The following is a 24,043-nucleotide window of genomic DNA, read 5'->3' on the forward strand; positions in this document are numbered from 1 at the left end:
GGCAGGCGCCGGCCAGGCAAATGGGCCGCGCGGCCCCGGCCAGGGCGGGTTCCGCGGACCGGGCGGCGGACGCGGGTTCGGCGGCGGACGCTTCGGCGGCGGCGCCGGCGGGCGCCTGCAGCTCGGCCTGTTCCACACCTGGGTGCTGGAGCATTCGCGGGTGATCCGCGACGGCCTTCCCGAGCAGGACTTCCTCGACGGATCGGCGATCGGCAATCGGGGCGGCACCCCGCAGCACCAGATCGAGCTGCAGGGCGGGCTCAACCGCAACGGCTTCGGTCTGCGCGTCAACGGCACCTGGCAGAGCGGCACCACGGTCCTCGGCGGGCCGGTCGCCGGCGGCGGCACGCGCAGCGATCTCACCTTCTCCGATTTCGCGACGCTCAACCTGCGCCTGTGGGCCGATCTCGGCGCCCAGCGCTCGCTGGTCCGCAAGATGCCCTTCTTCCGCGGCGCCCGGGTCTCGCTCGCCATCGACAACGTCTTCGACCAGCGGCTGGAGGTCCGTGATGCATCGGGCGCCACCCCGATCAGCTATCAGCCCGGCTATATCGATCCTTTGGGCCGCTCGGTTCGGCTGTCGCTGAGGAAACTATTCTTCTGAATCGTTATACTCACGGGAATGCGGCGTCCGGGCGAAAGTCCGCCGCCGGCGAGCGAAGGAGAAGCTGACGATGAAGTCCCTGCTGCCGATCATCGGCACCGCCCTGGCGCTGGGCGGCTGCGCCGCGGGCTCCTCCGACACGGCGCCCACCCGGGACCAGGAGGCCTTCTCCCGCGAGATCGCCGGCCTGACGGCAAGCGAGCCGCAATCCTGCATACCGGTCGAGCAGAACGAGGCGCTGACGATCGTCGACACCCGCACCGTCGTCCGGCGCAGCGGCCGGACGATCTGGGTCAACCGGCTGAAGGCGGATTGCCCGGGGCTGCGGCCGCTCGCGACGCTGATCGTGGAGGTGCATGGCGGCCAATATTGCCGCGGAGACCGGGTGCGCGGTCTCGATCCGGGCAGCACGATCCCGGGGCCGCAATGCCCCCTCGGCGACTGGACCGGCTACCGCCGCGAGGGCTAGCGATCGGCTGAGGCGGAAGCGCTTCGCGCGTCGCGACGGCCTGAATGGCGCTCTAGCCAGATGGTCGAGACCAGGATTTACGCCTCAGGCTGATTCAGCCTGAGGCGGTCCTGGCCTAGCCGGCCGCGCGGATCAGGCCCGGCGCGAGAGGCTGCGCCGGCAGCGGCAGCGCCGGGACGGCGGGCTTCGCCCAAGGGCCCGGCGCATTCGCCGCGCGGGGCGTCGGAGTGAGCCCGGCACGGGCGGCGATCAGCGCCGCTTCGGCAAGGCTGCGCACGCCCAATTTCGCCATGATGTGGGCCCGGTGCATCTCGACGGTGCGGACGCTGATCCCGAGCGCGTGGGCGACGGCCTTGTTCGCCTGCCCGGCGAGCAAGGCGAGGACGATCTCGACCTCGCGCGGAGTCAGCCGCGCCACCTGCTCGCGCGCCGCGCGGGCGCTCGCGCCGGAGGCCAGCGCATGCTGGAGCCGCTCCCAGGCGGGGATCAGCGCGCCGGCAAGGGCGTCGAGATCGATCGGTTTCTGGAGCACGTCGAGCGCCCCGAGCTTCATCGCCTCCACCGCAAGGCGGACCTCGATCCGCGCGCTGGTCGCGATCAGCGGCCAGGCCTCGTCCCGAGCGGCAAGCGCAGAAAGGATGTCGAGCCCCGCGCCGCCGACCAGATCCACCTCGAGCAGAACGCAGGCGGGGGTGAGGTGATCGACGATGTCGAGAAACTCGCCGGCAGTGGCGAAAGGCCATGCCTCGGCGCCGAGACTTGCCAGATGACTGGTAATCGCCCGGCGGCTGCCGAGATCGTGGTCTACCACGTAGACCATACGTTGGTGCGACATAAGCCCGCTCCCCCGGTTGGGCCAAACACACGGCCCTACCCAGCCAACCGTCTGAGTTGTCTGGTTAATTAGCAACCTAGTAAAAGTACGAGGTCGGTGCAAGGGGGCCGAGTCGCCGCCGCGCGCCACCCGGGACGAGGCGAGTCCAAACGTTTCCTGCCCCTGAGGCCGAGGCTATTGCGCAGGCGTCGGCGGCCGCCGCGCAGAGTCCCGGGGGCCGCGACGTCTGATCCGTTGGTACTAATACTGAAGTATAAGTCCGAAGGTGCGCCCTTAAGCCCTTAACCATATCCTGCACCCGTACGAGCCAGTTCTTGCTCGTGCCTGTCGCGTAGCGGGGGCAGCGAACCGTGTCGTTCGAGCATCTCTTCAGCGGAAGTGCAGTCGGCAGAGTAGCCGCCGACGGAACCGTTTCGCTGCCCCCGTTCATCGTGCGGGCGCTGCAGGCGGCGGGTGAGCCGCGCCTGATCGTGGGCGCGCACGAGCAGGACCCGTGCCTGAAGGCGTACCGGCCGGCGCATCGCGCCGCCCTGCTCGCCGAGGTCGAACGCCGGCGCCTGCGGGACGAGGCGAGCGGCGGCACGGTCACCGACCACCATCAGCGTGCCCGGCGCGCCTTCGGCTTTGCGGAGGAGGCGCGGCTCGACGACCAGGGCCGGCTGAGGCTGCCGGCGATGATGCGGCGCAAGGGCGGGATCGGCGGGCGGGCGCTCTTCGTCGGCACCGGCGAGAGCTTCGAGATCTGGGATCCCGAGGCGGCCCAGAGCGCCGGAGACGAAACGCTTCGCGAGATTGCCGCCTATCGGCTGGGCGGCGAATCGGAGGAACGAGGATGAGATTTCTGTGCGCGCTCGGCGGCCACGAAGCCTCCGACGAGACGACCTACAACAGCGGCTACTATTTCAGCGCCTGCCGCCGCTGCGGCACCGACATGGTCCGCTCCGGGGCGACCTGGCGCGAGATTCCGGAAGGCCACAAGGTGGTCTGGAAAGCCGGGCGCCACGCCCATTCGGTCGAGCCCGATTACGGGCCCGTCCTGCCGACCGTCCACGAAAGTGCTGCCGCGGCCGCCCCCGAGACCCCGCGGCGTCGGCGGAGCCGCAAGCTGGTGCCGGTGCCTTCCGAAGGCCTCCGCCGCACCAACGCCGCCGTTGCGACGCCGGCGGATACGCAGGATTATCCGGTGCTGCTCGCGCTCGCCGCGCTGGTCGGCGCGGCCCTGCACTTCGCCCTCGGCCTCAAGGATTTGCGCGGCGGCTTCTGAATCACCGACGCGGCCGCTGAACGGAGCCGGCAGCTGAACCGCGGCTAACCAGCGCATTCAGCCGCGCCTCAACCGAATCGGGCAATAAGCCCGCGTCGACCGCGGTCGACCTCTCGAGTCGCGTATCGAGGGTGGGGCCGGCGCTTCGGGAACGAGGCGCCGGCCCCTTCCCTTTTGCGGCAACGCCTGCTTCCCCGCCCGCTCGTGCCGTTCTACAGGCCGGCCGATGAGCGAGGACACGCCTTTCGACCGCCGAGTTCGGCGGCTGCGCCGCAACCGTGCCGCGCCGCATATCGACCAGGCCGATTACCTCCACCGCCTCACCGCCGAGGAGCTGCTCGAGCGCCTGGACAGCGTCACCCGCAGCTTTTCGCGTGCGCTGATCCTCGGCGCGGCCGGGGAGACGCTGCGCGACGGCCTGCACCGCCGCGGCATCGAGACTGCCTTCGCCGATCCCTCCTTCCGGTTCGCACGTGAGCACGCCGGCGTGCAGTGCGACGAGGACCGCCTCCCCTTCGCCGACGCGGGCTTCGACCTCGTCGTGTCGATCGGACTGCTCGACAGCGTCAACGATCTTCCCGGGGCGCTGCTGCTGATCCGCCGGGCGCTGCGTCCGGACGGCCTCTTCCTCGGCGCCTTTGCCGGCGCGGGGAGCCTGCCGCGGCTGCGCAGCGCGATGCTCGCCGCCGACGAGGCACAGGGCGGCGCGGCGCCGCGCATCCACCCCCAGATCGACGTCCGGGCTGCGGGAGACCTCCTGACCCGCGCCGGCTTCGCCCTGCCGGTCGTCGACTGCCATGGCGTCGACGTCCGCTTCCCCCACCTCCTCGCTCTGGTTCGGGACCTGAGGGCGATGGGCGCGACCAATGTTCTCGCCGCCCGCTCCCGCCGCCCGCTCGGCAGGCATGCGCTGGCCGCCGCGCTGGCGGACTTCGCCGCGTCCGCCGAGGCGGACGGCAAGACCGCGGAAAGGTTCGAGATCATCCATCTGCTCGGCTGGGCGCCGGCGCCCGACCAGCCGAAACCGGCGCGGCGCGGCAGCGCGACCATGTCCCTCGCCGCCGCCCTGAAGGGCCGCTGACGGCGCCTCAGACGCCGAGCACGGCTTCGAGAATGGGGATGAAGGGGATGTCGGCGGGCGGCATTGGCAGCAGCCGCATCTCCGACGGGTGCACCCAGGCGAGCGCCGCCGCGTCCAATGCCTCCGGCATGCCATCCCATGTCCGGCAGGTGTAGAGCAGGAGCAGCATGTGTCGCCCGCCCCCACCCGGGAGATCGGCGCTGGCGAAGGTGATCGGCACCAGCGCTTCCGCGGCGACCGCGAGTCCGAGCTCCTCCTCGAGCTCGCGCGCCAGGGCCGTCTCCGGCCGCTCGCCCGCCTCCATCTTGCCGCCGGGAAACTCCCACAGGCCTGCCATCGATCGTCCCGGCGCCCGCTGCTGGAGCAGGATCCGCCCCTGATCGTCGATCAGGGCGGCGGCGACCACGATCATCGTTGCTTGCTCGACCAGAATTCTGCTCCCCGATGCTGAGGGTTCGACCGGGCAGCCGAACCAGTGGCGAACGCCGGCGAAGGATCGGCCGGCGGCACCGGCCGCCGATCCCGAATCGTTCCGGCCCTAGGATTTCCTTAACGTGCCCGCGTTATCCAGAAGCGACACATTATGCGTGGGGCGGCGGACGATGAAGCGATTTGCGAAGCTGATCCGGGACGAGAGGGCGGCGACCGCCATCGAATATGCCCTGATCGGGGCGCTGATCGTCGTCGCCTGCGTCGGTGCGTTCGGCCTGTTCGGAGACGAGGCGTCGAACATGTGGAACGGCGTCTCCAGCAACGTCACCGGGGCGATGTGAGCGGGCCTGTGCGTAGAGCACGCTAACGTTTTCGAAACTTTCCGGCCCTAGAAATGCAGACTGCCCGCGTGATCGGACGAGCGGGGGCGGGAAGTGTGGACTTCCGAGCGCTTTGGAACAGGAGATCGGACATGAAGATTTTTCGCAAGCTGAAGAAGAACGAGAAGGGCGCGACCGCCATCGAGTACGGCCTCATCGCCGCCCTCATCGCGGTTGCCGCGATTGCCGCGATGCAGAGCGTCGGCGACAGCGTCGGCAACACCTTCAACAACGTTTCCGGCTGTCTTGCCGACAGCGACAACTGCCCGGAGTAATCCGTCGGCACTAGTCGAGTTGGGGGGCGGCGGAACTTCGGTTCCGCCGCCCCTTCTCTATTTGAGGTTTCGCAATATTCCTGACGCTCAACGCGACCCGAATACGACGAGCTTCACTTTCTGACCGGGCGTGACGTTCGCATTTGCCGCCAGTCCATTGAGGACGCGGAAGCGTTCGACCTTGAGGTCGTTATAGGCCATGCGATTGGCGAGCGTCTGGACGGTGTCGGTCCGCCCGACCGTGACCACGTCGATCACCCGCGGCCGGATCGCCGCCGCCTCGCTGGCCGACAGACGCCCGACCGACTGAACCATCGAGGTGAACGGGCCAAGGCCGGATCCGGCCGGCGCGACCAACGCAAAGTGATAGGCGCTGTTCGAGTCCCACTGGTAGGCGAAGATGGTGAGATCGACCTGCCCCTGCTGGGTGGCGACTCGCGCCGTCGAATAGGCCGCGGGGATGCCGTTCACCGTCGTGCTGCGCGGCTGCGACGCGTTCACCTGGGCGTTTTCGCCGACCACCGCGCGAAACGCCGCCGCCATATAGGTCGAAAGATCTCCGTTGAACGCGCCGCCCAGGAATTGCGCCTGGCCACGCTGGCCGACGATGCTGACCGCCCTGGCGCCGTTCTGCATGCCGTAGCCGTCCGGCACCGTGAACCGCAGCTTGAGATCGGGGTGACTGAACGTGCGGCCGTCGATCACGCCCTGCTTGGGATCGTCATCGACCATGACGCCGTCGATCTGGGCGAGGAACTGGTCCCGGTTGCGCAGGCCGCCGGTGCGGCGGGTGGCCTGCGCCTGCTTGGTGGCACGGGTGACCCGGTCGGCGCTGAGCGGATGGGTTCGTGCCCAGCTCGGCGTCGAACGTTCGTCGTCCCGGCCCGCGGCCCGCGCCTCGAGCGAGGTCGCGGCGCCGAGCGAGCCGAGGAAGCTCGCCGAGGCCATCGGATCGTAACCGGCGGCAGTGATGTAGCGCACCCCGAGATCGTCCGCCTCGAGCTCCTGCTTGCGCGAGTAGCTGAGGAACATGCCCTGCGTCACGGTGCTGGCGAGCTGGCCGATCTGGCTCGATCCGGTGACCAGCGCGGCGCCGACGGCGAGGATCTGGCTGAGGAGCCCGGCGCGCTGGCGCTCCTTGCTGTGCTGGGCCGCGATGTGGCCGGCCTCGTGGCCGAGCACCGAGGCGAGCTCGGCTTCGTCGTTCATCAGCCCGACGAGCTGGCGGGTGACGTAGAGATAGCCGCCCGGCACGGCGAAAGCGTTCATCACCGGAGAGTTCAGGGTGGTGATCCGAAAGGCATTGGCGCCGCCGGTGATGTTCGTCTGCGCGGCGACCTTGGCGCCGACCGACCGAACATAGGCCGAGCGCGCCGCATCGTCCTCGCCGCCGAACTCCTCGACGATCTGCGGATGCTGCTGCGCGGCCTCGGCGGCCGTGCTCTGGGAGATGCTGCGGGTCTTGCTCTGTGACTGCGCCGGCCCGGAGGCGAGCGCGATCATAGCGACCGAGGCGGACAAGGCCGCCAGCGCCTTGATCTTCATCGAGGATACTCCTTCACAAGACGATTCGTCGTCTCGAAGGAACACGGCACCCGGACCTAAGGTTCCTGCGTGCCGCCCCGCGCACCGCGGCGCAAGGCAGTCCGGATCTAGGCGCCGATGGCGAGGTATTTGGCGCGACGCTCGGCGAGCAGCTGCTGCGGCGTGAGCGCCGCCAGGGCGTCGAGCTCCTCGCCGATCGCCCGCCCAAGGGCAGCGATCGCTTCCTCGGGACGGCGATGCGCGCCGCCCAAGGGCTCCGACACGATCCGATCGATCACCCCGAGCTGCTTCAGATCCGCCGCGGTGACCCGCATCGCTTCGGCGGCGTCGGGTGCGCGATCGGCGGTGCGCCACAGGATGGAGGCGCAGCCTTCGGGGGAGATCACCGCATAGACGCTGTGCTCGAGCATCAGCACCCGATTGGCGGCGGCGATCGCGATCGCGCCGCCGCTCCCGCCCTCGCCGACGACGGCGGCGACCAGCGGCACGCCCAGCGACAGGCAGCGTTCGGTCGAGCGGGCGATCGCCTCGGCCTGGCCACGCTCTTCGGCCTGCACGCCGGGAAACGCGCCGGCGGTATCGACGAGGGTGACCACGGGAAGGCCGAACCGGTCGGCGAGCTCCATCAGCCGGATCGCCTTGCGATAGCCCTCCGGCTTGGCCATGCCGAAATTGTGCTTGAGGCGGCTCGCCGTGTCGTCGCCTTTCTCATGGCCGATGACGACCACCTTGCGGCCGCCGAGCTTGCCGAGCCCGCCGATAATCGCCTGGTCCTCGCCGAAATTGCGGTCGCCGGCCAGGGGCACGAAATCGTCGATCAGCGCGGCGACATAGTCCTTGAAGTGCGGCCGGTCGGGATGCCGGGCAACCTGGGTCTTCTGCCAGGGCGTCAGCCTCGCATAGATGTCGCGAAGCATCTTTTCCGACTTGCCCTGCAGCCGGTCAATGTCCTGATCGATGTTGAGATCGGATCCCTCCGCGGTCTCCCGCAGCTCCTCGATGCGGGATTCCAGTTCGGCGATCGGTTTTTCGAATTCGAGATAGGTCGGCATAAGCGCACGGGGGTTAGGGCCGCCACGCCGTTCCGTCAACGCGCTGGCAGCGTGCAGGATCGATATACCTTGCGGCGCACAGTACTATGTGTCATACAGTGTGTGACACAGAGTGAAGGACTGCCGGTGCCGGTCGGGGACGATCTCTTCGAGAAGCTGCGGGTGGAGCTGCGTCGCGGCTCCCTGATCCTGGCCGTGCTCGGGGCGCTGCGCGAGGAACGCTACGGCTACACCTTGCGGGCGTCGCTGGAGCAGGCCGGCCTGCCGATCGAGGAAGGCGCGCTCTACCCGCTCCTTCGCCGGCTCGAGGCGCAAGGCCTGCTCGCGAGCGAATGGCGGGAGGAAGCACGACGCAACAAGCGCTTCTATCGGCTCACCACCGACGGCGAGGCCGTGCTGGCGCAGCTGCTCGCCGAATGGAACGCGATTTCGGAGTCGATCCTCCGCCTGACCGAAAGGAAGATGTGATGGACCTGCTGGACCGCTATCTGGCGGCAATCCGCCGCAATCTGCCGCGCGACAGGGCCGACGACATCGTCGACGAGCTGGCCGACGAGCTCGAAAGCCGCCGCGAGGAACGCGAGCATGATCTCGGGCGACCGCTGACGCCGGACGAGACGAGCGCCATGCTGCGCTCGTTCGGCCATCCCCTGACGATCGCCGCCCGCTACCGCTCCCACCAATATCTGATCGGGCCGCAGGTCTTCCCATTCTATCAGCTGGTCATGAAGGTCGTGCTCGCGATCGGCGGCGCCCTGCTGATCGCCGCCGCCGGTATCGGGCTCCTGTTGCAGGATCGCGACCTCCTCCAGACGCTGCTGCAGATGGCCGGCGATCTGTGGCTGTTCTTCCTCGCCGCCATGGCGATCGTCACCTTCATCTTCGCGATGCTCGAACGCCAGGGCTTTCCCGCGGACCACCTGGCGCGCTGGCGACCCGAGCAGCTGCCGGATCTCACCGACAGGCCGCAGAGCCATTGGGAATCGGCGCTCGAGATCGGCTTCGGCATCGCCTTCCTGCTGTGGTGGATCGGCGCCGTCACGCTTCCTTCGTTCGGCGGCAACGGCATGCGGATCGCAGCGGCGCCGGTGTGGGACGCCTTCTTTCACCCGATCCTGGCGCTGATGATCGTCCAGCTCGCGCTGAACGTGATGAAGCTGGTCCGGCCGCGTTGGAAGACGGCGCAGAGCCTCCTCACCATCGTCACTTCGGCCGCGACCCTGGTGATCGTCGCCGGTGTCTACCGGGCCGGCAAGTGGATCATCGTCGAAGACGGTGCGAGCAATTCGGCCGCGACCGCGGAGATTGAAGCGAGCGTCAATCTCGCGCTCGAGATCGCGCTCGCCGTGGTGGCGGTCCTGATGATCCTCCAGGCGCTTGGCGAGCTGTGGAAGCTCGTCCGGACTACCGGCGGCCGGACTGCCGCGCGGCGGATCTAGACCGGGGAGCCCCCGCTCCCCTGCTCCCGCCGCGCGACCGGGACGTCGGCAAGCGGATGACGGCTGTTGACCAAGTCGACGAGGCGGCGGCTGTCGACATGGGTGTAGATCTGGGTGGTAGCGATGTCGGCATGGCCGAGCAGCAGCTGCAGCGCCCTGAGATCGGCGCCGCCCTCGAGCAGATGGGTGGCGAAGGCGTGGCGCAGGACGTGCGGGCTGATCCGCTCTGGCGGAATGCCCGCACCGGCGGCGAGCTCGCGGACCAGCTGGTAGAGCCGCATCCGGCTGAGATGCTTCTTGCCGGAGGGGAACAGCCACAGGCTGTCGCGCGGAACGTGCTCGGCCCAGGCCGCGACCGCCGCCTGCGCCCGATCGGAGATCGGCACCAGCCGCTCCTTCGCGCCCTTGCCGCGCAGAATGAGAAAGGGGCGGCCCGGCTGCAAGGCGTGGCGCGGCAGGGAGACGAGCTCGGTCGCGCGCAGGCCCGAGCCGTAGAGCAGCTCGACCAGCGCGGTGAGTCGCAGCGCGAGGGCGCCGCCCTCCCCCCGGCGCCTTTCGAGCTCGGCGAACAAAGCGTCGATCGCCTGATGGTCGAGGATTTTGGGCAAAGGGCGGCGCCCGGTCGGCCGCGGCAGGGCTGCCGAGGGATCGTCCTGGCGCATGCCCTCGTCGTGCAGAAAGGCGTAGAAGCGGCGCAGCGCCGCCGCCTTGCGCGCGACCGTGGCCGGGCGCAGCGGCATCCAGGCCTCGGCGAGGCGCTGGAGATCGTCGGATCCGGCGCCGGCGAGGCCGCTCTCGAGCAGCTCCGAGGCGCCGCGCAGATCCGCCTCGTAGGCGAGCAGAGTGTTGCGTGCGGCCCCGGCCTCCGCCGCCATCATCTCGAGGAAGGCAGCGATGAGCTGCCTGTCCCCTGCAAGGCTCACAGCCGAGTCATCGCCTCGGCGGCGATCATCCGCGCTTCATAGTCGAGCCCCACCTGACGCAGCGCTCTCAGCATCTGGTAGAGATGGTGCGGAGGAACGCCCTGCCACCCGCCGGTCTGCATCCCGACCGCCGCAAGCAGGGCAACGGTGCCCGGCTGACGGTTGCGCGCGGCGGCGGTGATCATCTGCGCCCAGCGGCTGCGCGGCGCCGGATCGACGCCGAGCGACGCCGGATCCTCGAGCCGTCCCAGCCCCGCGAGCGCCGCCACCAGCATGCGACCGCGATGGCCGCCGTCACGATCGACGAACGCCTCGACGCGGCTGCGGCTGACGTCCACCACCGGCCTCGGCGTTCCGACGGCGAGAATCGACCAGGCGCGGTCGCCGTCGTCGCCCATCGCATCGACGATCCGTCCCCAGCGGGAGGCACGCCGATCGAAGCCTGCGCTCATCGCCGAGGCGATCAGGTCCTCGGCGCGATTCGACTGCGATTCGAGCGCCGGCACCTCGGCGGCCGCCGCAGCGGTGAGGATCAGCCGGCCGTAGCGATCGCCGCCGATCTCCTCGTCGCCCCACAGATCCCGCATCGCGCCGATCCGGGCGCCGTAGGTTGGCGAGGCATACGCACGGCGCAGGCGCCCGGCCACGCTCGCCTCGATCTCGGAAGGATCGGTCGCGTCGCCGACGAGGCTGTGGATGTCGACCAGCGCGGCGTTGGAGAAGACGCCGATGGTCGCGGCATCCTGGGCGGATTTCAACCGCTGCTCGATCGGGATCATCGGCGCCTGGGCTTCCCAGGCGCGAACGTGCGGACCGGCGCTGCGCATCAGCGCATCGGGGATCTTGAGCCCCGTCGCGCTGGCCAGGCCGAAGCGCCAGCTGTTGACGCTGTCCACCCCGTCCCACTGGATGGTGACCGCGCGGCGGGTGTTCGTCCCGGCGCCGACCACCTTCTCCGCCAGCAGCAGATCGATCGTCTCGCCCATCCGGCGGCGCTGCTGATCGATCAGCGCGCTGGCCCGCGCGGCATCGCCGCTGAGGGCCGCGCACATCGCCTCGGCGAGAGGCCAGAAGCGCTCCTCGCTCACCGCCTTGCCCGGTCCGACCAGCGGACACAGAGCGGCGGGATCGGCCGTGGCCAGCGCCGTCTGCACGGCGACCGTGAACATCCGCGGCGTATATTGATCGACGTCGATCGCCTGGACGAGCATGCGGGCGCTGTCCGCCTCCCCCATGCGGAGCAGCAGCCAGGCGCGCTCGGCGACCCAGTCCACCTCGTTGACCTGGCGGGGGGCCGGAACCTCCGAGAGCAGGGCGCGGCGGAGCAGGATCGACGTCCAGCGCGACGGCAGCGGCGCATCCAGCCGCCCCATCAGGCTGGTGAGGAGGCGCCCGTGCGCGCTGCCGAACGCGTTGAAGCCCAGCCCCCAGTTCTCCGCCCGGAGAGGCCCGACGATGTTGGTCGGACGGCGCGATTCCTCGGGAATCTCGATCGGCGGCACGATCTCCTGCGCCGCGAGATCCTCGAGATCCTCGACGGCGGCATTCTCGATCACCGGCCGGTCGCTGGCGGCGACGCTCGGCTCCGCCGCCACGGGCGGCAGGGCATTGCCGGCCGGAGCGCCCGATTCCTCGGTGTCCGGCGACGGCGGCGCAGGCGTCGGCGCGGTGTCCTGATCGCCGAAGCCGGGCGGCAGCAACGGCTCGGGCGTCTCGCGCTGCCCGAGCGCCGGGAGGGCGAACCCGAGGCCGGCGACGCCGGCCAGCAGCAGGATCTTACTTCGCCAGCGCTTCATTGGTCACGTCCTGCTCGACCTTCTGGGTCGGCACCTCGGTGTCGACGGTGCTGAGCCAGACGAGAAAGCCGATCAGAAGCACGACCAGGGTGAGGAGGATCATCGGCAGCCGCGACTTGCGACGGCGCGCCGGTGCAAAGGAGGAAGAGGATCTGCGCATGGCCGGCCTTTTGCCCCAGGAGACCGCGCCATGTATAGCCCCCGAAGCCATGGAGCATGCGTTTCCCCGCCCCGACCGCTCGATCGTGCTCGTCGGCCTGATGGGCGCGGGCAAGTCGACCGTGGGAAAGCGGCTCGCCCGCAAGCTCGGCCTCCATTTCCTCGATTCGGACGAGGAGATCGAACGCGCCGCGGACCGCACCATCTCCGAGATCTTCGAGCATTTCGGTGAGGCAAGCTTTCGCGACGGAGAGCGCCGGGTGATCGCGCGCCTGATCGGCGGCGTGCCGAAGGTGATCGCGACCGGCGGAGGCGCCTTCATGGATCCGCGGACCCGGGAATTGATCCTCGAACGCTGCATCGCCGTCTGGCTCGACGCGGACATCACCACGCTCGCCGACCGCGTCCGGCGGCGCGATCACCGTCCGCTGCTCGCCGGCAAGAACCCGGTCGAGGTCCTCCAGGGCCTCGCCGCGGTACGCAACCCGGTCTATGCGCTCGCCCATCATCACGTCCGCAGCGAGGCGCTGCCGCACGAGCGGACGGTGGATCAGATCATCGCCGCGCTTCGCGCTCGTGAGGACGGCTCAGGACAAGGAAAAGCCGGTTGAGGCGAGTCGACGTCGGACTTGGGGAACGCAGCTATCCGATCCTGATCGAGAACGGCCTGCTCGACCGCGCCGCGGAGATGCTCGCGCCCTACGCGCGAGGCCGCCGCCTGATCGTCGTCGCCGACGAGCAGGTCTGGGCGCAGCAAGGCGGGCGGATCGAAGCGAGCGGCCTGGACGTCACCGCGCTAACCGTTCCGGCCGGCGAGAGCAGCAAGAGCTGGGATGTCCTGGCCGGGCTCGTCGATCGGCTGCTCGCCCTGGAGGTGGAGCGGAGCGACCATCTCATTGCCTTCGGCGGCGGCATGGTCGGGGACCTCACCGGCTTCGCTGCCTCGATCCTGAAGCGGGGCTGCCCGTTCGTGCAGGTGCCGACCACCCTCCTCGCCCAGGTCGATTCCTCGGTCGGCGGCAAGACGGCGATCAACGCGCCCGCCGGCAAGAACATGGTCGGCAGCTTCCACCAGCCGGCCGCCGTGCTCATCGATCCGTCGACCCTGGAGACCCTCGATCCGCGCCAGCTTCGCGCCGGCTATGCCGAAGTCGTGAAATACGGGCTGATCTCGGATCCGCATTTTTTCGCCTGGTGCGAATCGCACGGCGCCGCATTGCTCGCCGGCGAGAGGGAGGCGCGGCTGCACGCGATCGAGACATCGGTTCGCGCCAAGGCGGCGATCGTCGGCGAGGACGAACGGGAGACGAGCGGGCGGCGCGCCCTGCTCAACCTCGGCCATACCTTCGGCCACGCCTTCGAGGCCGAGGCGGGCTTTTCGGACCGGCTGCTCCACGGCGAGGCGGTCGCGCTCGGCATGGCCCTCGCCTTCCGTTTCTCGGCGTCGCGCGGCCTCTGCCCGGCCGAGGAGGCGGCACGGGTCGAAGCCCATCTCTCGGCGGCGGGGCTGCCGGTGCGCAGCGCGCTGGGGACACCGGCAAGCCTCGTCGCCCACATGGCGCATGACAAGAAGAAGACCGGCGGCCGCGTCCCCTTCATCCTGGCACGCGGCATCGGCCAAGCGTTCGTCGACGCCACCGTCGAGCTGGCGGAGGTGGAGCGCTTCCTCGAGGAATGGCGCGCCGGGGCTTAGTCTTCCTGCGGCGCAGGCGCGGGCTGCGGCGCCTCGGCCGCCGGACGCCCGTCGCGCTCGCCGAGCGGATTTTCGGGCGTGAACATGCGGTGGCTGAGGGCGTGGAGATCGCCGGACTCGCTCTGTCCCTGGAGCCGCTCGCGGTCGCGGGCACGATATTCCTCCTCGACGCGCCTCACCTCCTCGGCGTCGACACCGAAAAAGGTCAGCGCCTCGCGTCCCATCAGCACCGCCGATTCGAACACCTCGCGGATCACGAACGAAAGGTCGGCGGCGGCAAGATCGATCAGGTGCAGGCGGTCGAACGCCCGGACGAACACCGCGGCCTGGGGAAAGGCTTCGAGAATCGGCTCGAGCCGGTGTGCGGTCAGCCACTTGCCATCGATGCAGAACAGGATCGCCTTCGCCTCGGCGGCTCCCGCCAGGCGCAGCAGGTCGAGCCGGGTGCCGTCGCCATAATAGACCTTCAGCCCGAAGCTGCCGCTGAGCTCGATCTGCGACGGCTTCGAATCGATCAGCGTGACGCTGATCCCTTTCGCCATCAGCATCTGGGCCACGGTCTGGCCGAACCGGCCATAGCCGACGACGATGGCGCTGGTCTCCGGCGATTCCTCGGGCCCGACGAGGCCGTCGCCGTCGCCGCGGTGGCTGCGCCGGTCCATCCAGTCGTTCAGCATCATCAGGAACGGCGTCGATGCCATGGAGGCCGTGACGACGGCGCTGAACAGGGTCGCGGCCTCCGGCGCGATCAGGGCGGAGCTTTGCGCCGCGGCAAAAAGGACGAAGGCGAACTCGCCGCCCTGGCTGAGCAGGAGGCCAAGCTTCAGGGCCTGGCGCTTCTCGATGCGGAAGATGCGCGCCAGCGCATAGAGCACCACCGCCTTCACCGCGATCAGGCCGAGCGCCATACCGATCACGAACAGGGGCCGGCTGGCGATCGCATCGAGATCGAGCATCATGCCGACCGCGACGAAGAACATGCCGAGCAGGATCGAGCGGAACGGATCGATGTCCGCCTCGAGCTCGTGCCGGTAGGGCGAATCGGCGAGCATCACGCCGGCGATGAAGGCCCCGAGCGCCGTCGAAAGGTGCAGCGACTCCATCACCGCCGCGCTGGCGAGAACGATGAAAAGGCCGGCGACGATGAACAGCTCGCGCTCCGAAATCCGGCCGACCAGGCGGAACAGCGGGTTGATCACGAAATGGCCGACGGCGACCAGGCCGACGATCGCGGCGACCGTATAGCCGGCGAGCACCAGCCCGGACGGCGCGCTCGGATCGACGGGCGCGCGCGAGAGCGCGGCAATGATGGTGATCAGCGGCACGATCGAGAGATCCTGGAAGAGCAGGATCGAGAAGGCGCGCTCTCCGGGCCGCGTGTTGATCGAACCGTCGGAACGCAGGCTCGGCAACACCTGGGCCGTCGAGGACAGCGCGAGCGGCAGCCCGATGGCGAGTGACGCGGCAACGCTCAAGCCGGTGGCGAGGTAGACGAGCCCGCTGATTGCCAGGCCGGCGACGGCCACCTGCAGCAGCCCGAGCCCAAAGATATCCTCCTTCAGCCGCCACAAGCGGCTCGGATTGAGCTCCAGCCCGACCAGGAACAGCAGGAGGACGATGCCGAAGTCGGCGACGTGGAGCACCTCCTCGGGGGCGTTGATCAGGCCAAGACCGTCGGGGCCGATCAGCGCGCCGGCGAGCAGATAGCCGAGCACGGCGCCGAGCCCGAGGCGCCGGAACACCATGACGAAGACGAGAGCCGCGCCGAGGATGATCACGCCGTCCCGGAGCAAGAGGTCGGTGGCGGAGCTCTCCATCAGCGCATCGCCCCGCTCGGCTGCGGCGTTGCCGCGGCGGCACGGGCGGCGGCTTCGGCCACCGCCTCGAAGGCGAGCAGGATCGAAGGGTGGCGTGCCGGGAAGCCGCGGGCGACGGCCAGCGCGTCCAGGCCGGGCCAGGTCCCGACATCCTCCCGCCGGCCGGCGAGAAAGCCGGAGAGCGCGTCGCGCGCCGCGGCGAGTTCAGCCACCGTCGTGCCCAGAGCATGCGCCCCCATCAGGCTGGCAGCCGCCTGGCCGAGCGCGCAGGCGCTCACCTCCTGGCCGAGCGCGGTTACCCTCCCCTCGGCGTCGAGCATGACATCGACGGTCACGCGGCTGCCGCAGACCGGGGAACGCCGCTCGGCGCTGCCCTGGGGCGCGGCCAGGCGGCCGGCATGCGGGATCGATGCGGCGAGGCGGAGGATTTCGCGATTGTAGAGAGCGCTGGGCACGCTGCGCCTATATTATGCGCCCGGGCCGAGCGCCACCCGCCGTGCCAGCGGCGAAAGGAGCCTGTCTGCTCCGACAGGCGCCCTCCGCGCGGCTGGGCTGGAACGGCCGTTTCTCGCTCTCTAGGCTCGAGGCATGAAAAGCCTGCTCTTCCTGCTCGCGCTTCAGGTTCCGTTCCTGCTGTTCATGTGGCTGGTGCCGCCCGAGCAGCGCGCCCCTTCGCGCAAGGTCGGTGCCTGGCTGCTCGCCGGCCTCTCCCTCCTCGCCGCGATCGCCGGTGTCTACTTCCGTGCGCACGGAGACGGGTTCGCCGTCGCCTGCTTCGTCTTCGCGATCTGTGCCGCACTCGCTGCGGCGGCGCGGGCGAAAGGCTGGATCGGGCCACCCGACCGGGAGCGTCACGATGGCTCCGGCGGCTGAACGCCAGCTTACGGCCGCGTTCAGCAAGGACTCAATGCTGCCGCCCCAGGATGATTCGGGAGAGTGGGAGAGCCCGCCGCGCAAGCGGTGAAAAGGAGTAGAACATGCTTAGGAAGATCGCCCTCGGAACCGCCGCCGCGCTGACCATGGCCAGTGCCGTCCCCGCCGCGGCCGATGCCCATCCGCGCGGCCGCGCCCATGGCTATTACAACAACTCCGCCCATGCCCGGGCCTATTACGGCAATCGCTATGACCAGCGCCGTACCGCCTATCGCGCCACCCGCTGCCGGTCCGGCACGACCGGGGCGATCGTCGGCGGCGCCGCCGGCGCGCTGCTCGGCCGCGAGATCGCCGGCCGGGGGGATCGTACCCTCGGCACCATCCTGGGCGGCGCCGCGGGCGCGCTCGGCGGCCGCGCGCTCACGCGGGATCGCAACTGCCGCTGATCTCCGACCGTCCGCACCCGCCGCACGGCCGGCCGCGCAGCGCGGCCGGCCGCATTCTCCTCCCGGTGCAGCGCTGATCGCGTCGAGTCAGCGCAGCCGCGCAGAAATCCCGGCCGTTCATCCTCGGGCTGCGACCGGCCGCCGCGCCATTCTGGTTCCGATGCCAGGTCAACCGATCCCGACGTCGCGCGTTGCACGTAGCGAGAGGAGAGGAGAGCCTCATGGCAACCAGGAACGCGGACACGCGCGCTCCGTCCGAAGTGGCGGGAACCACCGACTCCGGGATCCCCGTCATAGGCCCCGTCTTATGGGGCACGCATTGCTGCCTCTTCTTCGAGACCGTCGAGGATTATCTCGCGGTCGTCGCCCGTTATTTCAGCGCGGCACTCGAAAACGGCCAATACTGCCTCTGGATTCTCTCCGGGCGGCTCTCTCCCGACGAAGCCCAGGCGGCAATGGAGCGGCTGGTGCCCGCCGCGAAAGAGGCTTTCGCCAGAGGGGCGATCGAGATCGCGCGCGCGGTGGACCTTGGCTTCCGGGAGAGGCCCTTCCCGCGCGACGCGCTGTTCCGGACGTTCGAGCAGAAGCTCGAGCAGGCGCTGGCGCAAGGATTCGAAGGGATGCGCGTCGCCGGTGAGGTCGCCTCGATGATGCACGACGATCTGGCGGCGCTGTCCGATCTCGAATGCACGATCAACCGCAAGCTTCAGGACAGCAAGGTGGTCATGCTCTGCTGCTATTGCCTGGGCAGCGCGAGCGGCGGCCAGGTCTTCCGCTTCGCGAGCAGCCACGAATTCGCCGTCGGACGCTGCCACGGCGAGTGGCAGGTCATGGAGGTCTCCCAGGCGGTCGGAGCCGGTGCTCAGATCAAGCGCCTCAACCTGGATCTGACCCGTCGGATCGGCCAGCGGACGCGACAGCTGCAGACCGTCAACGACGCGCTGGTCGACAGCGAGGAGCTGTTCCGCTTCATCGCCGAGAACATGACCGACGTCATCGCTCTCTACGACACCGAGGGGCGGACCATCTACGTCAGTCCCTCTGCCCCGCTGAAGGGCCGATCGATCCAGGACATGCTGCAGGAGGCCGTCCGACCGGAAGACCGGCCGTGGCTGCAACGCTGCTGGGAGCGCGCGGTCAGCGGAGAGCAGGTGACGATGACGCTGCGGTACCTCCATCCCGAGGGCAGCTGGCACTGGCTCGAATCGACCGCGGTGCCGGTCCATTACCGCGGCCGGCCGCACGTCCTCAGCGTCAGCCGTGACGTCAGCGCCCGCCGCGCGCTCGAGGAGCAGCTCCAGCATGCGCAGAAGATGGAAGCGCTCGGCCGGCTGGCGGGAGGCGTCGCCCATGATTTCAACAACGTGCTGACCGCCATCTTCGGCTTCGCGGCGGTGCTGCGCCGGCAAGTCGCGCCGGACAGCAACGCGCAGGAGGCGATCGAGGAGATCAGGAATTCGGCCGAGCGGGCGCGCAAGCTCACCCGGCAGCTCCTCACCTTCGCGCGACGCGACGTCCAGGAACCGCAGATGATCGACGCCGCCGCCGTGATCCGCGAGGTCGAAGGCATGCTGAGACTCGTCGTGCGCGAGGAGGTGGCATTCTCTGTGGAGCTTCCTGTGGAGCCTCTTCCGATCACGATCGATCCCGTCTCGCTCGAGCAGGTGCTGATGAACCTGGTGGTCAACGCGAGCGATGCCACGCCTCCCGGCGGCAGGATCGTGGTGCGATGCGATCGCCTGGAAGCCGCCGCTGGGGCGATCGGCACGCCCGCTTTCGTGGAAGCGGGCGCCTATGTCCGGATCGAGGTCGCGGACACCGGTTCCGGTCTCCTGCCCGAGGTGGCGGAGCGCGCATTCGAGCCCTTCTTCACCACCAAGACGGCCGGGCAGGGAACCGGCCTCGGTCTCTCGACCGTCTTCGGGATCGTCAAGCAGGCCGGCGGCTACGTCTGGATCGACAGCGAGCCGGAACAGGGCACGAGAGTCTCGATCGTGTTTCCGGCAGCGGACCAGAGCCCGGCCTAGCGCAACAGCGGCGCGTCAGCCGGCGGTGACGAACGGCTGGCTGAGCCGGACATCGTCGAGAAGCCGCTCGATCGCCGATATTTCGGCGGCGCTGCCGGACGGAGACACCGACCAGTTGCAATGGGGGTGCGTGGCGCGATCCCGGACCTTCACGGGGCCGATCGCAATCCGCCACTGCCGGCGTGTCCCGCCACGGGTGCGCACCAAAGAGGTAATCAGGAGGTCCTGCAGCTCGCTCGCCTTCATTCGATCCGCTTTGCTGATGGAGCGATCGAATGGCAATCGCGCTCGTATCCGGCTGACCCCTGCGCGGCTACACCAAGAGCCCCTCAGGCTGAATCAGCCTGAGGCCTGAATACTGGTCTCAACCATCTGAATAGAGCGCGATTCACGGCATCGGCGGAAGCGCGAAGCGCTGCCACCTCAGCCGATCGCGCTCTAAGCGCGGCGCCAGGTCGTGCCGGAGGGCCCGTCCTCCAGGACAATGCCCTCCGCCGCGAGCTCGGCGCGGATCCGATCGGCCTCGGCGAAGTCTCGCGCCTTCTTGGCCTCGGCGCGCGCGGAGACGAGGCCGTCGATGCGCGAGTCCCCCTCGCCCTGGAACCAGGCGGCCCCGCTGTCGTCGAGCAGTCCGAGCAATCGGCCGGACGCCTTCAGCACCGCCGGATCGTCGATCGCGGACAGGCGCGAGATCGCCAGCGGCGTGTTGAGATCGTCCGTCAGGGCTGCCAGCACCGCCGGATCCACCGTCCCCGGAGACGCCTCACCCGCCAGGCGATAGAGCCGGTCGAGCGTCGCCTTGCTCTGGGCAAGCAGGGACGAGGTCCATTCGAGCGGCTGGCGATAATGCGCCGAGAGCAAGGCGAAGCGCATCGTCTCGCCCTTGTGCCCCTCCCCCAGGAGCTCCGCGACGGTGACGACGTTGCCGAGGCTCTTCGACATCTTCTCCGTGCCCATCGACAGGAAGCCGTTGTGCACCCAGTAGCGGGCGAGCGGCGCGCCGCCATGGGCGCAGCGGCTCTGGGCGAGCTCGTTCTCGTGGTGCGGAAAGATCAGATCGAGCCCGCCGCCGTGGATGTCGATGGTCGGGCCGAGGTGGCGCTCGATCATCGCCGAGCATTCGATGTGCCAGCCGGGCCGGCCGCGGCCCCAGGGGCTGTCCCAGCCGATCACGCCCGGATCGGACGGCTTCCACAGCACGAAGTCGGCCGGATCCTTCTTGTAGGATGCGACCTCGACGCGGGCGCCGGCGATCATCGCCTCCCGGTCGCGGCGGCCGAGGGCGCCGTATTGCGGGTCGGACGGGACGTGGAAGAGCACGTGGCCGTCCGCCTCATAGGCATTGCCTGAGGCGACGAGCCGCTCGATCAGCGCCACCATCTCGGCCACGTTCTCGGTCGCATGCGGGGCGAGGCTCGGCGGCCTCACGCCCAGAGCGCCCATGTCGGCGAGATAGAAGTCCTCGAAGCGACGGGTGATGACGCCCGGATCGACCTCCTCGCGGCGCGCGGCGTCGATGATCTTGTCATCCACGTCAGTGACGTTGCGCGCATAGACCAGGCTGTCCTCGCCGTAGACGTGGCGGAGCAGCCGGGCGAGCACGTCGAACACGACGGCCGGCCGCGCATTCCCGATATGGGCACGATTGTAAACGGTCGGCCCGCACACATACATCGTCACCCGTGCCGGATCGGCGGGAACGAAAAGGCGCTTCTCGCGCGCCATCGTGTCGTGAAGGCGGATCTCGGTCATTCGCTCTCGTTCTTCGGCTCGGCCTCGTCCGCCGGCGCCTGCCTGTATTTGGGGTCCGTGGGCCGGCCGCGGCGCCACTCGACGAAATCGACGATTGCGCGGCCGCTCGCCGAGAGCAATGGATAGGTGCGCGACTGGGCCATCCACTCCGGCCGCGTCGACTCCCGCCCCCAGATCGTGTCGTAGACGAGGTTGGCGCCGAGATAGAGCAGGGTCGCGCCGATCAGGCCTTTCAGCGCGCCGAAGCCGCCGCCGAGAACCCGGTCGACCGGTCCGATGACCGAGCGCTTGACGCCGCCGCCGACCTGGCGCGCGACCAGCTTGCCGATGAAGAAGGTGATGCCGAAGACGAGCGCGAAGGCGAGCACCGCCGCGCCGGGCCTCGTGCCGACCGGCCCTTCCAGCAGATCGGTGGTCGGGCCGTGCAGCAATTTCAGGAAGACGATGGCGACGATCCAGGCGGCAAGGCTCAGGACCTCGCCGACGAAGCCTTTCAGGACGCCGGTGACGAGCCCTCCGCCGACGAGGAGCAGAACGATGATGTCGAGCGCGGTCATGCTGCGGGTGCTAATCGGAGAATGTGGCGGAGAAAAGGTGGGTCCGGCGCACGCGACGGGACGGACGGGGCGTCAGCCGCGCCCCAGCAGACTGTCGACGAGCTCGCCCAGGCTTCGGAACGAGGTCAGGGCCATTCCGGCCTTGTCCTCCTTGAGCGAGGCCGGGACGAGCGCACGCTCGAAGCCGAGCTTGGCGGCCTCCTTGAGGCGGAGGCCGCCGTGGGCGACCGGCCGGATCTCGCCGGAGAGCGCGACCTCGCCGAAAGCGACCGCCTCGGTCGGCACCGGCCGCTCGGACAGGGCGGAGACCAAGGCCGCGGCGACGGCGAGATCGGCCGCAGGATCGCTGATCCTGTAGCCGCCGGCGATGTTGAGATAGACTTCCGCAGTCGAGAAGCTGAGCCCGCAGCGCGCTTCCAGCACCGCGAGGATCATTGCGAGGCGGCCGCTGTCCCAGCCGACCACCGCCCGGCGCGGCGTGGCGCCGCTGGCGAGGCGGACGGTGAGCGCCTGGATCTCCACCAGGACGGGCCTCGTGCCCTCCAGCGCCGGGAAGACCACGGCGCCGGAAACGGCCTCGCCGCGATGGGTGAGGAACAGAGCGGACGGATTGCCGACCTCGTCCAGCCCCTCCTCGCCCATGGCGAAGACACCGATCTCCTCCGTCCCGCCGAAGCGGTTCTTCACCGCCCGCAGGATGCGATATTGATGGCTGCGCTCGCCTTCGAAGGCGAGCACCGTGTCGACCATGTGCTCGAGGACCCGCGGCCCGGCGATCGACCCGTCCTTGGTGACGTGTCCGACCAGGATCAGCGCGCTTCCGCTCTCCTTGGCGTAGCGGATCAGCTCGCCGGCCGAGGCGCGCACCTGGCTGACCGTCCCCGGCGCGCCCTCGATCAGATCGCTGTGCATCGTCTGGATGGAATCGATGATCAGCAGCGCCGGCGGCGCACTTTCCTCCAGGGTAGTGAGGATGTCCCGGACGGACGTTGCCGCGGCGAGCCGAACCGGCGCGGCACCGACGCCGAGCCGCCGCGCGCGGAGGCGGACCTGGTCCGTCGCTTCCTCGCCCGAGATGTACGCGACCGAGAGGCCCCTCCCCGCGATCCGCGCCGCCGCCTGGAGCAGCAGGGTCGATTTGCCGATGCCGGGATCGCCCCCGATCAGCGTCGCCGATCCTGCGACCAGCCCGCCGCCGAGCGCCCGATCGAACTCGGCGATGCCGGTGGACGTGCGCGCCGGAAGCGCGATATCGGTGTCGAGCCCGACCAGCTCCACTCTCTGGCCGCCGCCGCGCAGGTTGTGGCGGGCCGAGAAAGGCGTGACCACGGCGCCCGCATCCTCGACGAGGGTGTTCCACTCGGAGCAATCGGGGCACTGGCCTTGCCAGCGGCTCTGCACCGAGCCGCAGACCTGACAGACATAACGTTTACGCGGTTTCGCCATCGCGCAACGGTTAGCCGCGCGGCCGCGCCCCAGCCAGCGTTTTCGAGGGAACCACCGCGCTGCGGCTGGCATTGATCCTCCAGCCAGCGATGGAGAGTAACTTGTACATCCAGATTCACGCCGACAATCAGGTGCCCAGCGACAACGAGCGCGACAGCCGCCTCGAGGATCAGATCCGCCAGCGCCTCGCCCGCTTCGAAGGACGGATCACCGACGTCGAGGTGCACGTCTCCGACGTCAACGGCCCACGCGGCGGCAACGCCGATTTGCGCTGCTCGATGGAGGCGCGGATCAACGGAATTCCGCCGGTGGCTGCGATCGACGAAGGCAATACCGTGGACCGGGCCGTGATCGGCGCCGCGAAGAAGGTCGTCCGGGCGATCGATCACCAGCTCGGCAAGCTGGAGGATCGGCGGGCCTGAGCTTCGTCGCCCTCACGCCGGCGCGGGTTGCGAAGCGTGGCCCGCCCCGCCATCAGGAAACGCGATGATCCGCGTCGCCAGCTACAACATGCGCAAAGCGATCGGCACCGACCGCCGACGCAATCCCGAGCGCACCATCGAGGTGCTGAACGAGCTCGATGCCGACGTCGTCGCCCTGCAGGAGGCCGATCGCCGCTTCGGGGCTCGGGCGAGCGCGATCCCGTTCCACCTCCTCGAAGAGCATAGCGACTACAAGCCGGTTCCGTTCGAGGCGCGCGACGGCAGCATCGGCTGGCACGGCAATGCGCTCCTGGTCCGCAAATCGGTGGAGATCGTCGACAAGACCCTGATCCATCTGCCGTCGCTCGAGCCGCGCGGCGCCGTCCTTGCCGACATCCGCCTCAAGGGCGAGAGCCTGCGCGTCGTCGGCATGCATCTCGACCTCTCGGGGCTGTGGCGCCGGCGCCAGGCCCACGCGATCCTGGAGCACATACAGGCCCGCGACGCGCCGCTGCCGACCGTGCTGATGGGCGATCTCAACGAGTGGAGCCGCGGCAGCGGCTGCCTGCGCGATTTCGCCCAGCATTGCCGGTTCGCGGAATGCGGCCGCTCCTTCCATTCGCGGCGTCCGGTGGCGCAGCTCGATCGGATCATGGTCACCGACGGGCTCGGCATCCTCGAGAGCGGCGTGCACATCAGCCCGGCGGCACGAAGGGCGTCGGATCACCTGCCGGTCTGGGCGGTGCTGGCCCCCGG

The 24,043-nt window shown here is 69.4% G+C and carries 27 protein-coding genes and 2 pseudogenes; 16 read left to right on the forward strand and 13 right to left on the reverse strand.

The genetic code is table 11. The features are described from left to right. Together E2493_RS21410 and E2493_RS19530 are read left to right on the forward strand one after the other, a co-directional pair. Positions 1-604 (forward strand): annotated as a pseudogene (locus tag E2493_RS21410) (TonB-dependent receptor); the annotation flags it as partial. Positions 605-674: 70 nt separating this feature from the next. After that, positions 675-1,073, forward strand: coding sequence for a hypothetical protein (locus tag E2493_RS19530; protein ID WP_135090239.1), 399 nt, complete (start codon positions 675-677; stop codon positions 1,071-1,073). 115 nt (positions 1,074-1,188) lie between these two features. On the opposite strand, the gene E2493_RS19535 is transcribed toward E2493_RS19530, so the two are convergent. Further along, the gene (locus tag E2493_RS19535; RefSeq protein WP_135090241.1) at positions 1,189-1,908 is read right to left on the reverse strand and encodes a response regulator transcription factor; all 720 of its coding nucleotides are present in this window, start codon (positions 1,906-1,908) and stop codon (positions 1,189-1,191) included. A 350-nt stretch (positions 1,909-2,258) separates the two neighbouring features. On the opposite strand from E2493_RS19535, the gene E2493_RS19540 reads away from it, so the two are divergent. The 3 genes from E2493_RS19540 to E2493_RS19550 all read left to right on the forward strand — a co-directional run bounded on the left by E2493_RS19540 (position 2,259) and on the right by E2493_RS19550 (position 4,253). Next, positions 2,259-2,744, forward strand: a complete 486-nt coding sequence (locus E2493_RS19540; protein WP_135090243.1) for a division/cell wall cluster transcriptional repressor MraZ — start codon at positions 2,259-2,261, stop codon at positions 2,742-2,744. Beyond that, a complete protein-coding gene (locus E2493_RS19545) occupies positions 2,741-3,172 on the forward strand; it encodes a hypothetical protein (RefSeq protein WP_135090245.1) in 432 nt (143 codons plus the stop codon). The genes E2493_RS19540 and E2493_RS19545 overlap by 4 nt, the downstream gene beginning before the upstream one ends. 226 nt (positions 3,173-3,398) lie before the next feature. Next, positions 3,399-4,253: a methyltransferase domain-containing protein gene (locus E2493_RS19550; protein WP_135090247.1), complete on the forward strand. Its 855-nt coding sequence runs from the start codon at positions 3,399-3,401 to the stop codon at positions 4,251-4,253. A 7-nt stretch (positions 4,254-4,260) separates the two neighbouring features. Here E2493_RS19550 and E2493_RS19555 read toward each other — a convergent pair whose 3' ends face one another. Further along, positions 4,261-4,665, reverse strand: a complete 405-nt coding sequence (locus E2493_RS19555) for a (deoxy)nucleoside triphosphate pyrophosphohydrolase (RefSeq protein ID WP_191993029.1) — start codon at positions 4,663-4,665, stop codon at positions 4,261-4,263. 190 nt (positions 4,666-4,855) lie between these two features. On the opposite strand from E2493_RS19555, the gene E2493_RS19560 reads away from it, so the two are divergent. Together E2493_RS19560 and E2493_RS19565 are read left to right on the forward strand one after the other, a co-directional pair. After that, entirely contained in the window at positions 4,856-5,026 is a 171-nt protein-coding gene (locus E2493_RS19560; RefSeq protein WP_135090250.1) for a Flp family type IVb pilin, read from the forward strand. Between the two features lie 131 nt (positions 5,027-5,157). Next, entirely contained in the window at positions 5,158-5,340 is a 183-nt protein-coding gene (locus E2493_RS19565) for a Flp family type IVb pilin (RefSeq protein WP_135090255.1), read from the forward strand. 87 nt (positions 5,341-5,427) lie between these two features. Here the strand turns inward: E2493_RS19565 and E2493_RS19570 are convergent, their stop codons facing one another. Beyond that, positions 5,428-6,885, reverse strand: a complete 1,458-nt coding sequence (locus E2493_RS19570) for a M48 family metalloprotease (RefSeq protein ID WP_135090257.1) — start codon at positions 6,883-6,885, stop codon at positions 5,428-5,430. A gap of 107 nt (positions 6,886-6,992) precedes the next feature. Then, on the reverse strand, positions 6,993-7,937 hold the full coding sequence (locus E2493_RS19575) for an acetyl-CoA carboxylase carboxyltransferase subunit alpha (RefSeq protein ID WP_135090259.1): 945 nt from the start codon (positions 7,935-7,937) through the stop codon (positions 6,993-6,995). A 102-nt stretch (positions 7,938-8,039) separates the two neighbouring features. Here E2493_RS19575 and E2493_RS19580 point away from each other — a divergent pair, with 102 nt between their 5' ends. Together E2493_RS19580 and E2493_RS19585 are read left to right on the forward strand one after the other, a co-directional pair. Continuing rightward, positions 8,040-8,405 carry a PadR family transcriptional regulator gene (locus E2493_RS19580; protein ID WP_225421601.1) on the forward strand — a complete coding sequence of 122 codons (366 nt, stop codon included), beginning with the start codon at positions 8,040-8,042 and terminating at the stop codon, positions 8,403-8,405. Beyond that, entirely contained in the window at positions 8,405-9,376 is a 972-nt protein-coding gene (locus E2493_RS19585; protein ID WP_135090261.1) for a hypothetical protein, read from the forward strand. The genes E2493_RS19580 and E2493_RS19585 overlap by 1 nt, the downstream gene beginning before the upstream one ends. On the opposite strand, the gene E2493_RS19590 is transcribed toward E2493_RS19585, so the two are convergent. Genes E2493_RS19590 through E2493_RS22160 form a run of 3 tightly spaced genes read right to left on the reverse strand, consistent with a single transcriptional unit; the run spans position 9,373 to position 12,198 of the window. Further along, the gene (locus E2493_RS19590) at positions 9,373-10,299 is read right to left on the reverse strand and encodes a tyrosine recombinase (protein WP_225421602.1); all 927 of its coding nucleotides are present in this window, start codon (positions 10,297-10,299) and stop codon (positions 9,373-9,375) included. The genes E2493_RS19585 and E2493_RS19590 overlap by 4 nt on opposite strands. Then, positions 10,296-12,095: a hypothetical protein gene (locus E2493_RS19595; protein ID WP_135090263.1), complete on the reverse strand. Its 1,800-nt coding sequence runs from the start codon at positions 12,093-12,095 to the stop codon at positions 10,296-10,298. Before E2493_RS19595 ends, E2493_RS19590 begins: the two co-directional genes overlap by 4 nt. Beyond that, positions 12,076-12,198 carry a hypothetical protein gene (locus E2493_RS22160; RefSeq protein ID WP_263854106.1) on the reverse strand — a complete coding sequence of 41 codons (123 nt, stop codon included), beginning with the start codon at positions 12,196-12,198 and terminating at the stop codon, positions 12,076-12,078. The genes E2493_RS19595 and E2493_RS22160 overlap by 20 nt, the downstream gene beginning before the upstream one ends. A gap of 106 nt (positions 12,199-12,304) precedes the next feature. Between E2493_RS22160 and E2493_RS19605 the strand changes: the two genes are divergently transcribed. Next, entirely contained in the window at positions 12,305-12,865 is a 561-nt protein-coding gene (locus E2493_RS19605) for a shikimate kinase (RefSeq protein WP_135090317.1), read from the forward strand. After that, positions 12,862-13,947: a 3-dehydroquinate synthase gene (gene aroB / locus E2493_RS19610; RefSeq protein WP_135090267.1), complete on the forward strand. Its 1,086-nt coding sequence runs from the start codon at positions 12,862-12,864 to the stop codon at positions 13,945-13,947. The genes E2493_RS19605 and aroB overlap by 4 nt, the downstream gene beginning before the upstream one ends. On the opposite strand, the gene E2493_RS19615 is transcribed toward aroB, so the two are convergent. Both E2493_RS19615 and E2493_RS19620 read right to left on the reverse strand, forming a co-directional pair. Then, on the reverse strand, positions 13,944-15,764 hold the full coding sequence (locus tag E2493_RS19615) for a monovalent cation:proton antiporter-2 (CPA2) family protein (protein ID WP_135090269.1): 1,821 nt from the start codon (positions 15,762-15,764) through the stop codon (positions 13,944-13,946). The genes aroB and E2493_RS19615 overlap by 4 nt on opposite strands. Continuing rightward, a complete protein-coding gene (locus tag E2493_RS19620; protein WP_135090271.1) occupies positions 15,764-16,219 on the reverse strand; it encodes an iron-sulfur cluster assembly scaffold protein in 456 nt (151 codons plus the stop codon). The genes E2493_RS19615 and E2493_RS19620 overlap by 1 nt, the downstream gene beginning before the upstream one ends. A gap of 133 nt (positions 16,220-16,352) precedes the next feature. Between E2493_RS19620 and E2493_RS19625 the strand changes: the two genes are divergently transcribed. From E2493_RS19625 to E2493_RS19635, 3 genes are all read left to right on the forward strand, one after another. Continuing rightward, positions 16,353-16,637: a hypothetical protein gene (locus E2493_RS19625; RefSeq protein WP_135090274.1), complete on the forward strand. Its 285-nt coding sequence runs from the start codon at positions 16,353-16,355 to the stop codon at positions 16,635-16,637. Between the two features lie 104 nt (positions 16,638-16,741). Beyond that, positions 16,742-17,083, forward strand: a complete 342-nt coding sequence (locus E2493_RS19630) for a glycine zipper 2TM domain-containing protein (RefSeq protein ID WP_135090276.1) — start codon at positions 16,742-16,744, stop codon at positions 17,081-17,083. Positions 17,084-17,304: 221 nt separating this feature from the next. Further along, positions 17,305-19,110, forward strand: coding sequence for an MEDS domain-containing protein (locus E2493_RS19635; protein ID WP_135090278.1), 1,806 nt, complete (start codon positions 17,305-17,307; stop codon positions 19,108-19,110). Positions 19,111-19,125: 15 nt separating this feature from the next. Here the strand turns inward: E2493_RS19635 and E2493_RS19640 are convergent, their stop codons facing one another. From E2493_RS19640 to radA, 4 genes are all read right to left on the reverse strand, one after another. Then, positions 19,126-19,356, reverse strand: a complete 231-nt coding sequence (locus E2493_RS19640) for a hypothetical protein (protein ID WP_135090280.1) — start codon at positions 19,354-19,356, stop codon at positions 19,126-19,128. A 192-nt stretch (positions 19,357-19,548) separates the two neighbouring features. Continuing rightward, a complete protein-coding gene (cysS, locus tag E2493_RS19645; RefSeq protein WP_135090282.1) occupies positions 19,549-20,862 on the reverse strand; it encodes a cysteine--tRNA ligase in 1,314 nt (437 codons plus the stop codon). Continuing rightward, positions 20,859-21,419 carry a CvpA family protein gene (locus E2493_RS19650; protein ID WP_135090283.1) on the reverse strand — a complete coding sequence of 187 codons (561 nt, stop codon included), beginning with the start codon at positions 21,417-21,419 and terminating at the stop codon, positions 20,859-20,861. The genes cysS and E2493_RS19650 overlap by 4 nt, the downstream gene beginning before the upstream one ends. Positions 21,420-21,491: 72 nt before the next feature. Further along, positions 21,492-22,865, reverse strand: a complete 1,374-nt coding sequence (gene radA, locus E2493_RS19655; protein ID WP_135090285.1) for a DNA repair protein RadA — start codon at positions 22,863-22,865, stop codon at positions 21,492-21,494. 89 nt (positions 22,866-22,954) lie between these two features. Between radA and E2493_RS19660 the strand changes: the two genes are divergently transcribed. Both E2493_RS19660 and E2493_RS19665 read left to right on the forward strand, forming a co-directional pair. After that, positions 22,955-23,287 carry an HPF/RaiA family ribosome-associated protein gene (locus E2493_RS19660; RefSeq protein ID WP_135090287.1) on the forward strand — a complete coding sequence of 111 codons (333 nt, stop codon included), beginning with the start codon at positions 22,955-22,957 and terminating at the stop codon, positions 23,285-23,287. Between the two features lie 64 nt (positions 23,288-23,351). Then, positions 23,352-24,038, forward strand: a pseudogene (locus E2493_RS19665) (endonuclease/exonuclease/phosphatase family protein); the annotation flags it as partial. Between the last annotated feature and the right edge of the window lie 5 nt (positions 24,039-24,043).

This window comes from Sphingomonas parva (ex Maeng et al. 2020) (genome assembly GCF_004564275.1).
In the GTDB taxonomy this organism is placed as follows: Bacteria; Pseudomonadota; Alphaproteobacteria; order Sphingomonadales; family Sphingomonadaceae; genus Allosphingosinicella; species Allosphingosinicella parva.